Origin of the sequence: Gluconobacter sp. (assembly GCF_047722525.1) — a bacterium.
Classification (GTDB): Bacteria; Pseudomonadota; Alphaproteobacteria; order Acetobacterales; family Acetobacteraceae; genus Gluconobacter.
The window spans coordinates 1-13,194 of record NZ_JBDNYY010000036.1; the positions used below are offsets into that span (position 1 = coordinate 1).

At 61.6% G+C, this 13,194-nt stretch carries 13 protein-coding genes; all 13 read right to left on the bottom strand.

The window, feature by feature from the left end:
* Positions 1-40 precede the first annotated feature (40 nt).
* Positions 41-520, bottom strand: a complete 480-nt coding sequence (gene fabZ / locus ABF859_RS14505; RefSeq protein ID WP_415528377.1) for a 3-hydroxyacyl-ACP dehydratase FabZ — start codon at positions 518-520, stop codon at positions 41-43.
* Positions 521-662: 142 nt separating this feature from the next.
* Complete coding sequence (lpxD, locus tag ABF859_RS14510) at positions 663-1,721, bottom strand: UDP-3-O-(3-hydroxymyristoyl)glucosamine N-acyltransferase (protein WP_415528378.1); 1,059 nt, start codon at positions 1,719-1,721, stop codon at positions 663-665.
* 11 nt (positions 1,722-1,732) lie between these two features.
* Entirely contained in the window at positions 1,733-2,632 is a 900-nt protein-coding gene (locus ABF859_RS14515; RefSeq protein WP_415528379.1) for an OmpH family outer membrane protein, read from the bottom strand.
* A gap of 52 nt (positions 2,633-2,684) precedes the next feature.
* Entirely contained in the window at positions 2,685-5,153 is a 2,469-nt protein-coding gene (bamA, locus tag ABF859_RS14520) for an outer membrane protein assembly factor BamA (protein WP_415528380.1), read from the bottom strand.
* A gap of 132 nt (positions 5,154-5,285) precedes the next feature.
* Positions 5,286-6,386, bottom strand: a complete 1,101-nt coding sequence (rseP, locus tag ABF859_RS14525; protein ID WP_415528381.1) for an RIP metalloprotease RseP — start codon at positions 6,384-6,386, stop codon at positions 5,286-5,288.
* A complete protein-coding gene (gene dxr / locus ABF859_RS14530) occupies positions 6,379-7,605 on the bottom strand; it encodes a 1-deoxy-D-xylulose-5-phosphate reductoisomerase (protein WP_415528382.1) in 1,227 nt (408 codons plus the stop codon). Before dxr ends, rseP begins: the two co-directional genes overlap by 8 nt.
* Positions 7,598-8,449 carry a phosphatidate cytidylyltransferase gene (locus tag ABF859_RS14535; RefSeq protein WP_415528383.1) on the bottom strand — a complete coding sequence of 284 codons (852 nt, stop codon included), beginning with the start codon at positions 8,447-8,449 and terminating at the stop codon, positions 7,598-7,600. Before ABF859_RS14535 ends, dxr begins: the two co-directional genes overlap by 8 nt.
* Complete coding sequence (uppS, locus tag ABF859_RS14540; RefSeq protein WP_415528388.1) at positions 8,446-9,126, bottom strand: polyprenyl diphosphate synthase; 681 nt, start codon at positions 9,124-9,126, stop codon at positions 8,446-8,448. Before uppS ends, ABF859_RS14535 begins: the two co-directional genes overlap by 4 nt.
* A 94-nt stretch (positions 9,127-9,220) precedes the next feature.
* Positions 9,221-9,787 (bottom strand): ribosome recycling factor, encoded by a 567-nt coding sequence (gene frr / locus ABF859_RS14545; protein ID WP_415528384.1) that lies wholly within the window; start codon positions 9,785-9,787, stop codon positions 9,221-9,223.
* Positions 9,788-9,855: 68 nt separating this feature from the next.
* Complete coding sequence (gene pyrH, locus ABF859_RS14550; RefSeq protein WP_062508717.1) at positions 9,856-10,596, bottom strand: UMP kinase; 741 nt, start codon at positions 10,594-10,596, stop codon at positions 9,856-9,858.
* A gap of 111 nt (positions 10,597-10,707) precedes the next feature.
* Positions 10,708-11,595: a GTPase Era gene (gene era, locus ABF859_RS14555; RefSeq protein WP_415528385.1), complete on the bottom strand. Its 888-nt coding sequence runs from the start codon at positions 11,593-11,595 to the stop codon at positions 10,708-10,710.
* Positions 11,596-11,620: 25 nt separating this feature from the next.
* A complete protein-coding gene (gene rnc / locus ABF859_RS14560; protein ID WP_415528386.1) occupies positions 11,621-12,355 on the bottom strand; it encodes a ribonuclease III in 735 nt (244 codons plus the stop codon).
* Positions 12,352-13,146: a signal peptidase I gene (gene lepB / locus ABF859_RS14565; protein WP_415528387.1), complete on the bottom strand. Its 795-nt coding sequence runs from the start codon at positions 13,144-13,146 to the stop codon at positions 12,352-12,354. The genes rnc and lepB overlap by 4 nt, the downstream gene beginning before the upstream one ends.
* Positions 13,147-13,194 lie beyond the last annotated feature (48 nt).

A 13,194-nucleotide genomic window follows, 5' to 3' on the forward strand; every position in this document is an offset into this window, starting at 1 on the left:
TCGGCGGTTTCGGGGCGCTTGCCTGCCATCTGCATCAGGGTCAACCCATGATCATCGCACTGAAGGTCGCTTCGGCAACGGCGACACCATCGACGCGGGCCACGCCCTTGAATTTCCAGACGTTGGCGCGGGAGCGTTCCTTGTCGACATGGATCCGGAGCTGGTCCCCGGGGCCAACCGGACGGCGGAACTTGGCATTTTCGATCGTCATGAAATAGACCAGCTTGCCTTCAAATGCCTTGCCCAGCGTCATGACCACCAGCGTGGCAGCGGTCTGGGCCATGGCTTCGACGATCAGTACGCCCGGCATGACGGGATGGGACGGGAAATGCCCCTGAAAGAACGGTTCGTTGACCGTGACGTTCTTGATGCCGATGGCGGACTGCCCGGCATGGATCTCGACCATCTTGTCGATCAGCAGGAACGGATAACGATGCGGGATCGACTGCATGATCTTCAGGATGTCGATGCTCTCGGGAAGCGGATGGCCTTCTGCAGCGGCGTCTGTCGCGGGAGTCATCTGTTCTGCTGGAGCGTCCACTCGGTCCATCGTTTCACCATGCCCTTCAAGCGGTGTTGTCTATCAGTAGCTACCGTCTGGCAGCGCGTGTGGCTTCCCTTAGCAAACCTGCGGGGGAGTTACCATGCGCGCCGCGGGACGGCTAGTCGCCGCTTTTGCGGGAAAGCTTCCGCAGGGTCGCGACATTCCGGAAAAACTCGCGGAACGGCATGGCAGGGCTGCCGATGACATCGGCACCGGCGTCCACGTCCGACATGACGCCGCACTGCGCGCCGATACGGGCCTTCGAGCCGATCTTGATATGACCGATGAGGCCCGCCTGCGCGGCGATGGTGACGAAATCGCCCAGTTCCGTGGAACCGGAAATCCCGGCCTGCGACACGACAATGCAGCAGCGCCCCAGACGGGCATTGTGGCCGATCTGCACCAGATTGTCGATGCGGGTGCCTGCGCCGATCAGGGTGTCACGCATCGAGCCCCTGTCGATCGTGGAATTGGCGCCGACTTCGACACCGTCTTCCAGAACCACCAGTCCGAGTTGCGGGACGGTCTCGAAACCTTCCGGTCCAACGGCAAAACCGAACCCATCCTGACCGATACGAACGCCGGGATAGAGGGTCACGCGATCCCCGATCCGGGCGTGGGAAATGGCGGCATGCGCACCGATGCGGCATCGGGAACCGATTTCGACACTCTGGCCGATACTGGCATGGCTTCCCACGATGCTGTCCCGGCCAATACGCACACCGCTACCGATGAAGGCGAAGGGACCGATTTCGACGTTTTCGCCGATCTCAGCATCCTCCGCGATCCAGGCCGTCGGATGATGAAGTCCTGTCGAGGCCGGAGCCGGATGAAACAGGGTCGCGACGCGGGCCCAGGCGAGATATGGCGCCTTGCAGACCAGTCCGGCGGTGCCGGGAGGAAGCTTGTCCGAAAAAGCCGGAGACAGGATGACGGCCCCGGCCTTCGTTTCGGCCAGTAGCGGCAGATAACGGCGATTGTCGAGAAAGCTGACTTCGTCGGGACCCGCGACATGCAGGGGAGCGACGCCACGGAACTCGGACAGTCCTTTTCCCGAAGCCGCAGGGACGATTTCGCTGCCGGACACTTCCGCCAGCCGTTCCAGACCGAAAGGCCCGGAACGCTGGAAGAAACGGCTGTCGCCCGGACGGGTCTCGTTTGCTGAGATGTCAGACACGGCCTGTTGCCTCAGTGATGCTGACGAAGAACAGACTCGCCCGGTGCGGCAGCCGGGGCAGCCTGCGGACCCTGGGCCTGTCGCTGCTCGTCGGCTGTCGTGGGCATCTTGCCGGAGCGGGCGAGCTGTTCGGGATCCACGCCATCATCGGGAATGAAGACATGGGGCAGCGTTTTGTTGAGCTGCGTACCGACTTCCTCGGTAATGTCCTGACCGCCGACATGGAGCACGACCTGCTCGGCATGCAGGATCAGGTTCATGTTGTGAGCAGCAGCGACGGCAGCGATGATGCCGTTGGGCTCTTCCAGTTCACGCTCGATCTGGTGCATGGCGACCTGGGCGGCTTCCTGAATGACGCGGGCCTGATTGCCGAAATCATGCTGATCCTTGGCGCGGCGTTCCTGAAGGTGACGTTCGCGCAACTGGATCTGGTCGGAAGTGAGGGTGCGAGCCTGGGCCTGCAGCTTCTGCTGCTCGCCACGCCAGGCGGCTTCTTCACGCTGGACGGCCTGTGCCAGACGGTCGCGACGAGCGCCCAGCACCTGCTGGATTTCCTGCCAGGCGCTGGAGATCTGCATTACCGCCTGAACATTGATCACACCGATGACGGCAGTCGGCGGGGGCGATGCCTTGGCGATGGTCGGGGGAGCCGGAATTGGCGGAAGCGGCAGGACCGGAGGAGCCTGCTGCTGCTCGGCCGGAGCAGAATCGTCCTCCTCTTCAGGAGCCGAGACCGGAACACGACGTTGTACGGGGTGCGGTGGCGGAGCGTCGGGATGGGCAGCCTTGGGAACGAACCAGCCACCATTGCCACCAGCGGCCTGGGCGTATGCACCCGGAGTAGAGATGAGAATCGTCGCAGCCAGAAGCGCGCCGGCCGAAACCGTGCGCATCAGGGAAATAAGGGTCATGACCACCTCTTGGGAAGGGGTTGAAGAACAGGACGGCAAGGTCGCGAACAGTTCAGAACTGCTGGCCAAAACCAAAACGCAGTGGGTACAGACGGTCACCATGTTCCTTGCGGATCGGCACGGCACCATCGATGTTGACGAGGCCGAACGGGCTCTTCCACGAGACGCCGAGACCGCCCGAGACACGCGGGATCAGGGTGTCGCCGGTGATCGGGGTGTAGTTGTCACCGTCATTCAGGCGGTTGGTGTAAAGATGCTTGACGCGAAGACCGGCAAGACTACCGGCATCGATGAAGCCACGTCCGGAAATCCCGAGATCGTCACCCATGGGCAGCGGAAAGTTGAGCTGTGCGGAGGCCGTATACATGAAACGGCCACCGAGCAGATCTTCCTGACCCTGGGCCGGGATGTAGACACCATTGATCTTGAGATGGCCTGAACGCGGCCCCACACCACCCTGCAGGAAGCCTCGCAGATTTTCACCACCGAGATAGAAGTTATCGATGATGTTGCGGTTTCCGTTCGAACTCCAGTCGCCCATATAACCGACACCACCCTTGAACTGGAAGGTCCAGTCGTGGTTTCCGGTCAGGTCATCCAGCGGCAGGTAATAGGCACCATCTGCCTTTACTCGGGCATATTTCGAGTTGCCACCAAGGCCAGCAAAGTCACCACCCACCTTGAACATATAACCCGAATGCGGATTCATGCGGCGATCCCGGCGATCATAGGTCACGGAGGTGCTGAGCTGGGACAGCAGCGACCAGCCAGCCGACTGCTGGACGTAGATCGAGGGAACCCACTGGATCAGGCTGGGATCCTGCGCCACGGCAGAAGCGTCGTAGAAGTTGCCAACCTGACGGTCGACAAGGGTATAGTTCCAGGACTGCGACAGGTACCGGTTATAGGCATACCCCAGACGCAGGCTCATGCCGTACTGGGATTCCTTATAGCTCTGATACGTCTGGTAGTTGTTCTGGATGAAGTAGAAATCCGCACCGGCCACGAGGTTCCGATTCAGGAAGTACGGGTCGGTAATCGAGATGTCAGCCTGTTTCTCATAGTAGGCTACCGTGCCGGAAATACCGGCATCTACGCCGGTTCCGAGCAGGTTGTGCTGCTTGATGGAGGCGTTACCGAGGATACCAACGTCCGTCGAGTAACCGCCACCGAGGGAGAACTCGCCTGTCGGCTTCTCGACCACGTTTGCGGAGACGTTGACACGGTCCGGAGCGGAGCCCTGCGTCTGGTCCACGGAGACGGAACTAAAATATCCCAGATCCTGAAGGCCGAGCTTGGAATATTTCCGGTCAAACGGGGTGTACGGGTCCCCTTCGGCCATCGGCAGGTTCCGGCGGATCACGTCGTCATGGGTGATGGTGTTGCCGTTGATGTCGATCCGCTCGACATACACATGCGGGCCTTCGGTCACGTCGAACAGCAGGTTGACGAGGTGCTTTTCAGGGTTCCGGGCGATTTCCGAACGCACCATGGCGAACGGGTGACCCGTAGCCTGCAGCCATTCCTGCATGTTCTTGGTGTTGTTCTGGATCGCAGTGCCGTCATACCACTGGTGCTGGAAGAGCTCGATATGCGGGCGTAGCATTTCCGGCGTGACGTGGCGGACGCTGGAGCGCACATCCATCTTGCCCAGACGGTAGCGATCACCCTCGTGGAGCGTGAAGGTGATGTAGAAAGACTTGTGATCAGGCGCGAGTTCGCCGGTTGCATCGACCATGTGGAAGTCGACGAAGCCGTTATGCAGGTAGAAGCGGCGCAGCAGTTCGGCGTCATACTTCACGCGCTCGGGATTGTATTCATCCGAGGACGAGAAGAAGCGGTACCAGATCGTTTCCTTGGAGGAGATCACCTGCGAAAGGCGTGCCTCGCTGAAGGCGTGATTGCCAACGAAAACGATCTTCTTGATGAGCGTCTGCTGGGCTTCGTTGATGTTGAAGACCACATCCACACGGTTATGGGACAGCTTGACGATCTGCGGCGTAACGGTCGCACCGAAACGGGCCTTGCCGGCATACTGGTTCAGGATCTTCTGGCGGTCGGCGGCGGTCGTCTGCGATGAGAACACGGCGCGGGGACGCAGGCTGATTTCCTTGCGGAGATCCTCGTCCTTGAGCGCGTGATTGCCTTCGAACACGATGCGGTTGACGATCGGGTTTTCGACAAGGTCCACCAGAAGCGTGTTGCCCTCCCGATGCAGCGTCACGTCCTTGAACAGGCCGGTGGCGTAAAGCGTCTTCAGGGAGCGGTCGAGGTCGTCCTGATTGAACGTGTCACCGGGCTGGGCAACCATGTAGGACAGCACCGTGCTCGTCTCGATACGGGTGTTTCCCTTGACCGAGATAGCCTGGATGATGTTTCCACCGGGGGCTGACGCCGGGGCCTGCTGACGAACGGGACGCGCCTGGGCTGTTCCGAAGATGACCGGTAGCAGGCAGGCTGATGCGAGAAGCACCAGACGCGTGTTCGAAGACCGGGAACCTCTTGACCGTGATCCTGACAAACCGGCTTTCCTTGTAACATATTTTTTGCAGGCGACTGACACGTTACGCCATTGGCGGAGGTATCCGATAACCCCTGCCCCGCGCAAGATGCCCTGACGTGTTCAACTGTATCACAAGTCTTTTCAGAATATTTAGCTTACTGCGTGAAAGAGCCAGTGGAACAGTCCGATGTTGGTAAGATCGTTGACCGTTGAGAAGAGGAAAAGGGCGCCGATCAGAGCCATTCCCACCTGCATGCTCACTTCCTGCACCCGGCGCGAGACCGGACGCCCGCGGATCGCCTCACACACGTAGAACACGAGACGGCCCCCATCGAGCACAGGAATGGGGAAAAGATTGATCAGACCAAGGTTGATCGAAAGCAGCGCCATGAAGGAAATGATGCTGGCCAGACCATAACTTGCGACCTGACCCGAGAGCTGCGCGATGCGAATCGTGCCCCCCAGTTCCTTTGCGCTCCGCTGCCCGCTGATGATCTGCCAGACACCTTCGAGGGTCATGACCGATTTGTCCCAGGTTTCCTGCAGTCCCATGATGAAGGCGGAAGGCAGCGAGACGGGGCGGCCCCGCGAGATGGCAAAGGCCACGCCGAGGCTACCCATGTCGTGGCCACCGTTCTTCAGGGTGGCGAGAGTGACCGGCAGGCTGAGATCCTCGGTGCCACGGTGAATACCCAGAACGGTCTGCTGGCCAGGATGGGACGCAACGGTGGCCATGACATCCTCGGCGCCCAGAATATGCGTATTACCGATGCTGGTGATGACATCCCCGGGCTTCACGCCGGCATGATCCGCAGGACTTCCTGCGGTGACCTGTGAGATGTCACCGTGGATTTCAGGCTTGCCCACCACCGCGAACAGGACCGTGAAGGCCAGGATTGCGAAAAGGAAGTTGAAGACCGGCCCCATGACGATGACGAGAGCCCGGGAGCCGACAGGTTTGTCATGGAAGGTGCGACCCGGAATCCAGGCGGCCTTCTGTTCTTCCGTTGCGTCTTCCGGCCCTTCGAAGCCATGCGGTTTGACAAAACCTCCCAGAGGGATAGCGCTGATCCGCCATTCCGTGCCGGATTTGTCATGCCAGCGATGGATGGCAGGCCCGAAGCCGATGGAGAAAGTTTCGACTTTCACCCCGCGCCAGCGCGCGGCAAGGTAATGCCCAAGTTCATGAATGAAGACGAGGATACCCAGAATCAGGACATAGGCCAGAATGGTCCGCAGGAGATCATGCATTCAGGGCGGTCTCGCTCACATCGTTTCGCAGACGGCCGCTTTCCCGAAGGATATGGGCTTCTGCGAGGGCACGGCCGCGTGCATCCCAGTGCAGCACGTCGTCGAGAGTCCTGAGCTCCGGGTTTTCATCCATGGCCTGCAGGGCGGCGTCGATTGTCTCGCCGATACCGAGGAAGCCGATACGGCGGTTGAGGAATGCCTCGACGGCGACTTCGTTTGCGGCTGAGAAAACGGCCGGTGCGGCGCCCCCTGCCCTCAGGACCTGTCGGGCAAGGCGCAGGGGAGCGAAGCGCACTTCGTCAGGAGCTTCGAACTCCAGGCGGCCACAGGCGGCGAGATCGAGGCGGTCGCAGGGTGTGACCATGCGCTTTGGCCAGGCAAGGGTGTGGGCGATGGGAATACGCATGTCGGCCGAGCCCATCTGGGAGACGAGACTGCCATCGCGGAACTGTACCAGACCATGCACGACGGACTGGGGATGAACCAGAACGTCGATCCGGTCCTCGGTCAGGCCGAAGAGGCGGGCGGCCTCGATCACTTCCAGTCCCTTATTGGCCATGGAGGCGGAGTCGATCGTGATTTTCGCACCCATCGACCAGGTCGGATGTTTCAGGGCCTTTTCAGGGGTAGCAGCGCGCATTTCCTCAATAGAGGATTTGCGAAAGGGACCACCTGAGGCCGTGAGGATGATTTTCTCGACGCTGTCCATGTCGCAGCCGCCGAGGGACTGGGCGATGGCATTGTGTTCCGAATCGACGGGCAGCAGGGTGGCACCGGCTTCGGCAACAGCGCGGAGCATGACGTCGCCTGCGCAGACGAGGGCTTCCTTGTTGGCGAGGGCGATGGCGTGCCCGTTGCGGGCGGCGGCCAGGGTCGGTTCCAGACCTGCTGCACCGGTGATCGCGGCCATGGTCCAGTCGGCTTCCATGGCACCGGCCTCGATGACCGCCTGACGGCCCGCGGCGGTCCGGATGCCGGTGCCGGCAAGGCAGGATTTCAACTCTTCATGGCGGCTTTCGTCATGGATGACGGCAACCTCGGCGTTCAGACGACGGGCCTGTTCGGCCAGAAGGGCGGCGTTGCAACCGCCGACAAGCGCCCGCACCTCGATGTCATCGGGAATCCGCGCGAGCAGATCGACGGTGGAGGTTCCGATGCTACCGGTGCTGCCGAGCACCGTGATGCGGCGACGTGTGGACCGTGCAGAACCGTCAGTCATGAGAAGAGCTCCCCTGGGAAATGGATGGGTATGCAGAACCGCCGGTCAGATCTGCAGGAAAAATGGACCAGAAAGGCTGCCCGGCAACCAGCAGTGACAGCAGGGCTGCGGCGGGCGCGGCCGCGAGAAGGCCATCGAAGCGGTCCAGCAGGCCACCATGTCCGGGAATGAGGCGCCCCGAATCCTTGACGCCGAGGCGGCGTTTGGCGGCACTTTCCAGCAGGTCGCCGCTCTGGGAAAAAACACCCAGAATGGCTCCGCAGACCAAACCACCAAGCTGCGTTCCCGGTGCCGTCAGCCAGGCGACCAGACCGCCGGCCAGTGCTGCTCCAAGGAGACCACCGATAGCGCCGGAGCGGGTTTTGCCGGGAGAAATGGACGGTGCCAGTTTGGGGCCGCCGAAAATGCGGCCTGTCAGATAGGCGAAACTGTCGCTTGCGATCACGACAGACAGGACGAAAAGAACAGAGGCCATGCCGAGAGGCAGGTGACGCAGCCACAGGAGGGACAGGCCGCCGATGATGGCGATAATGACGGGCACGCTGGCGGGAAAACCGAAAATCAGCGTGGGCCAGATCATCCAGAAGGCAGCGCTCCACTCCCCTTTCAGGGCAGCGAGACCGGCGATGACGGGCCAGGCCAGCAGAAGGACGCCGCGCCATGTCTTCAGAGGCTGACGGATGAGGGTTTCGCCCTCCCACGCCAGACCGAACATCGCCAGCAGGATCAGGGCGTCATAGACCGGACCGCCTTTCCAGATGCAGAAAGCGGCGACCGGGATCAGCACCGCCGCGGACAGCAGGCGAAGGCGCAGGTCCGACCATCTGGCGGAGGCGGCACTCATGCCGGGCGGCCGCCGAACCGACGCTGGCGGCTGGCAAAACGCGAGAGAGCCTCAAGGAACTCGGCCTCGCCGAAATCCGGCCAGAGCACATCCATGAAGACCAGTTCGGCATAGGCGCTCTGCCAGAGCAGGAAGTTGGACAGGCGGCATTCGCCACTGGTGCGGATGACCAGATCGGGATCGGGCATGTCGGCGGTCTGGAGCGCGTCGTCGAACATGGCTTCGCTGATGCTGTCCGCCGCAATCCTGCCGGCAACGGCGTCTTCGGCGAGGCGACGGGCAGCCTGAACGATGTCGGCGCGCCCTCCATAGGACAGGGCAAGCGTCAGGGTCAGGGTGGTGTTGTTCAGGGTCAGGGCCTCGGCACGACAGAGTTCCTCCCGCAGGGAGGTGTCGAACCGCTCCGGCTCGCCGATGATCCGCAGGCGGACGCCCTGCGCATGAAGTTCGTTGATCTTGTGACGCAGGTAGAAACGCAGCAGGGACGTCAGATCCCCCACTTCCTGTGCCGAACGACGCCAGTTTTCTGAGGAAAATGCATACAGCGTCAGATAGCGTACGCCCTGACGGATGGCCGTGCGGACGCATTGCTGCACGGATTCCGCGCCCTGACGGTGACCGGCGGCAACCGGGAGCCTGCGCGCGCGCGCCCAGCGGCCGTTTCCATCCATGATCATGGCGATATGGACAGGAACGACGCTCACGCCACCTCCTGTCGGGGAGGAGACGACACTGTCGCTACGGGGAAGAGAGCCTGCAGACAAATGCGAATCAGACCTGTTTGATCTCGCGTTCTTTGTCCGCGAAAATGTCGTCCACTTTCTTGATGTACTGGTCCGTCAGCTTCTGGATAGCATCGGTCCAAGTCTTCATGTCGTCCTGGCTGATCTCGCTCTTCTTCTCAAGCGCCTTGGTCTGCTCCATGCCGTCACGACGCACGCCGCGCACCGAGATCTTGCCATTTTCGGTATACTTGGCAGCCGCACGAGCCAGTTCGTTGCGGCGCTCTTCGGTCAGGGCCGGAATGGGAACGCGGACCGTCTGACCGTCCGTGGACGGGTTGAGGCCAAGGCCGCTATCCCGGATGGCGCGCTCGACGGCGCTTACGACCGTGCGGTCCCAGACGGAAACCGTCAGCATGCGCGCTTCAGGAACCGCAATGGAACCGACCTGCGACAGCGGCACTTCGGAGCCATAGGCTTCGACGCGCACCGGCTCCAGCAGGTTCGGGCTGGCACGCCCCGAACGCAGGCCAGAGAGGTCCCGGCGCAGGCTTTCGATCGCACCATCCATACGGCGGGTCAGATCGGCGAGGAGGTCTTTCAGGTCAGCGGACATGGGCTGTTCCTTTCAGTTCGACGTTGGTCTCAGGACATATCCTGAAAATTTCGTTGAAAATACGGAGCTCAGTCCGCTTCGATGATCTTGGTAAAGAGCCCTTCACCACGCATGACGGCGCTAAAGGAGCCGGGAGCATGCATGTTGAAGACCACGATGGGCAATCTGTTTTCACGGGCCAGACTGATGGCCGCGGCATCCATGACGTTCAGATCGCGGGCCAGAACCTCGAGATAGGTCAACTGGTCATAGCGCTGGGCGTCCGGATTGCGGCGCGGGTCTGCGGAATAGACACCGTCTACCTGCGTGCCCTTGAAGAGGGCGTCGCATTCCATCTCGTTGGCACGCAGGGCTGCGGCGGTATCCGTCGTGAAGAACGGATTGCCAGTGCCGGCCGCGAAAATGACGACGCGGCCCTTTTCCATGTGGCGCACGGCGCGGCGGCGGATATAGGGCTCGGCAATGGCGGCCATCTGGATTGCCGTCATGACGCGCGTTTCCATACCACGACGCTCAAGCGCGTTCTGCAGCATCAGCGCGTTGATGACGGTGGCCAGCATACCAGCATAGTCACCCTGGGCACGGTCCATGCCCTTGGCTGCTGCGGCGAGGCCGCGGAAGATGTTGCCACCACCGACGACGAGGCAGACTTCCACTCCGGAAGCCACCACTTCGGCGATGTCGGCGGCAACCATGTCCACCATTACGGGGTCTACCCCTGACGGTCCGTCGCCCATGAGTGCCTCGCCGGACACCTTGAGCAGGACGCGTTTGTAGGAGGGGCTCTGTTCTCGATTTTCGGTCATCATGCCCGTCTCTGGCTGGATGTGTCTTGACGTGCGCCTGTCATACAGACGTGGCGGGATTGGAACAAGCGATGTCAGGATGCCGGATTTCAAACGCCCCGGCCCCATCTTTTTTCAGTCGTCCAGGCCGATTGCGCGCAACCGGGCTTTTTCCTCGTCCCATCCCGCGCGTTCCTTGACGTTCAGGAAAAGATGGCACTTGCGGTCCAGGAGCTCCTGAAGCTCCATGCGGGCCCGGGCGCCGAGGGACTTGATCTTGTGCCCCCCTTCACCGATCAGGATGGCCTTGTGTCCGGGGCGGGAGACATAGATCGTCACCTCGATCCGCACGGAACCGTCCGGACGCTCCTTGAAACTCTCGGTCTCGACGGTGGCCTGATAGGGAATTTCCTCATGCGTCTGCATGAAGATCTGTTCGCGGACCAGTTCGGCGGCAAGCAGACGGTCCGGCAGGTCCGTCAGGTCATCTTCAGGATAGAGGAACGGGCCTTCGGGCAGTTCGGCGGCCAGACGAGCCATCAGGTCACTGACGCCCTCACCCGAGCGCGCGCTCAGCATGAAGACGTGCTCGACGGTGATGAGAGCGCTGATTTCCTGCGTCAGGGGCAGGAGTTCACCGCGCTCGACGAGGTCCGTCTTGTTCAGAACGAGCCAGATCCGGCCCTTGCTTTCGGACAGCTTGGCAATAATCTCGCGGACATCCTCGCGCAGGCCGGATTTTGCATCCACCAGCAGCAGGGTCAGATCCGCGTCCTGCGAGCCGGACCAGGCAGCGTTCACCATCGCCCGGTCCAGACGGCGACGCGGCTTGAAGATGCCCGGCAGGTCCACCAGGATGATCTGGGCATTGTCCTGCATGACGATGCCGAGCGTCCTGAAACGGGTCGTCTGGGCCTTGGGGCTGACGATGGACAGCTTGGCTCCGGCAATCCGGTTGAGCAGGGTGGACTTCCCCGCATTCGGGGCGCCGACGAGAGCCACGAAACCGCAGCGCGTGGTCATGTTCTGATCCTTTATTGATGACATCTCAGGATGCCACATTCTGACCGAGGAGTTTCAGCAGGGCAGTCGCCGCGGCACTTTCCGCCAGCCTCTTGCTACCGGCTTCCCCCGTGCCCGTATGCCCCATTGTTGTGACGCTGACCCGGAATACAGGCGCATGAGAGGGGCCGTCCGAAGACAGGAGTTCGTAATTCGGAAGCGGCAGACCCTGCGAAAGCATGTATTCCTGCAGCAGGGTCTTGGGCTCCTTGTGGGGGCGGTCGGCGCTGTCAATGCGGGCCTGCCAGTACTGGCGCACAACACGGCGGGCCGGTGCCAGACCGCCATCGAGATAAAGCGCCCCGAGCAGGGCCTCCATCGCATCGGCCCGGATACTGGAGAGGCGCCGGATGCCGGCATCTTCCTCATGTGGAGAAATCTGGAGCGACGCGGAGAGCCCCACCTGATCGGCGATCTCGGCCAGCACGGTGCGCGACACCAGATGGGCGTGGCGTGGACCGAGGGCGCCTTCCTGTTCGTCCGGATAACGTTCCAGCAGCCATTCGGCCATCAGCAGACCGAGAACGCGGTCCCCGATGAACTCGAGACGCTCGTTCGAGCCGCTTCCCTTGGGGCGCTGGTTCCGGCGGGACCGGCGCGGATCGCGACCGGAAACGGCGGAACGGTGGGTCAGGGCTTCGCTCAGCAGTTCGGGCTTCGAGAAATTATGCCCGAGTGCCGACTGCATGGAGATGAGGGCTTCTGATGAGGAAAGTTTCATGTGACGGAATGCAGGAAACGGTTCCAGCGGATTTCGGTTGGCCAGTACCAGAACTGCCAGGCCGGATGCCGCATATCCATGGAAAAGAGGACGATGGGCGCGCGACCCACGAGATTCTGCATGGGAACGAAGCCGAGATCGTCCGGCCCGTCGCCCTGGAAGCGGCTGTCGGCGCTGTCGTCACGGTCATCGCCCATCGCGAAGAACGATCCGGCGGGGACGACATATTCGGGCGTGTCGTTGGCGAATCCCTCATCCGTCAGCTTGAGGATGTCATGCTCGACGGTGGGGCGTCCAGCGCTGCCGGGCAGGCTTTCGCGGTAGCGGTCGCCACTGAGGAGACGGTTGTTCTCGTCCAGCACTTCATAATGACCCAGCGACGTGCGGGGAACCTCGATGCCGTTAAGGATCAGCCTGCCACCCGTGACCTGGATATGATCACCGGGAAGGCCGATGATGCGCTTGATGTAGTCCACGGACGTATCACGGGTGAAACGGAAGACCGCAACATCGCCGCGATGGGGTTCCGAACCGAGAATGCGGCCGCTGAACACGTTCGGGGAGAATGGGAAGGAGAAACGGGAATATCCGTAGCTGAACTTCGAGACCAGCACGAAATCGCCGATCTGGAGCGTCGGGATCATTGAGCCGGACGGAATGTTGAAAGGCTCCACCACGAGGGATCGCACGGCAAAAACGGCCAGCAGCAGCACGCAGAAATAGCGGATGCTTTCCCCAAGCGTCTCTTCGCGGCGCGCGGGCTTGTCGCCAGCGCTTTCTGAACCCTGCACGGGCCTGTTCTCCTTGGTCATGAGACGCTCTTAACGCAGCTTGGCGGC

Bases quoted from the DNA above. Each gene is read 5' to 3' on its own strand.
- dxr (WP_415528382.1), bottom strand. From the start codon at position 7,605: ATGACTGACGGTTCTGCACGGTCCACACGTCGCCGCATCACGGTGCTC.
- uppS (WP_415528388.1), bottom strand. From the start codon at position 9,126: ATGATCATGGATGGAAACGGCCGCTGGGCGCGCGCGCGCAGGCTCCCG.
- ABF859_RS14535 (WP_415528383.1), bottom strand. From the start codon at position 8,449: ATGAGTGCCGCCTCCGCCAGATGGTCGGACCTGCGCCTTCGCCTGCTG.
- era (WP_415528385.1), bottom strand. From the start codon at position 11,595: ATGACCACGCGCTGCGGTTTCGTGGCTCTCGTCGGCGCCCCGAATGCG.
- rnc (WP_415528386.1), bottom strand. From the start codon at position 12,355: ATGAAACTTTCCTCATCAGAAGCCCTCATCTCCATGCAGTCGGCACTC.
- rseP (WP_415528381.1), bottom strand. From the start codon at position 6,386: ATGCATGATCTCCTGCGGACCATTCTGGCCTATGTCCTGATTCTGGGT.
- fabZ (WP_415528377.1), bottom strand. From the start codon at position 520: ATGACTCCCGCGACAGACGCCGCTGCAGAAGGCCATCCGCTTCCCGAG.
- frr (WP_415528384.1), bottom strand. From the start codon at position 9,787: ATGTCCGCTGACCTGAAAGACCTCCTCGCCGATCTGACCCGCCGTATG.
- pyrH (WP_062508717.1), bottom strand. From the start codon at position 10,596: ATGATGACCGAAAATCGAGAACAGAGCCCCTCCTACAAACGCGTCCTG.
- ABF859_RS14515 (WP_415528379.1), bottom strand. From the start codon at position 2,632: ATGACCCTTATTTCCCTGATGCGCACGGTTTCGGCCGGCGCGCTTCTG.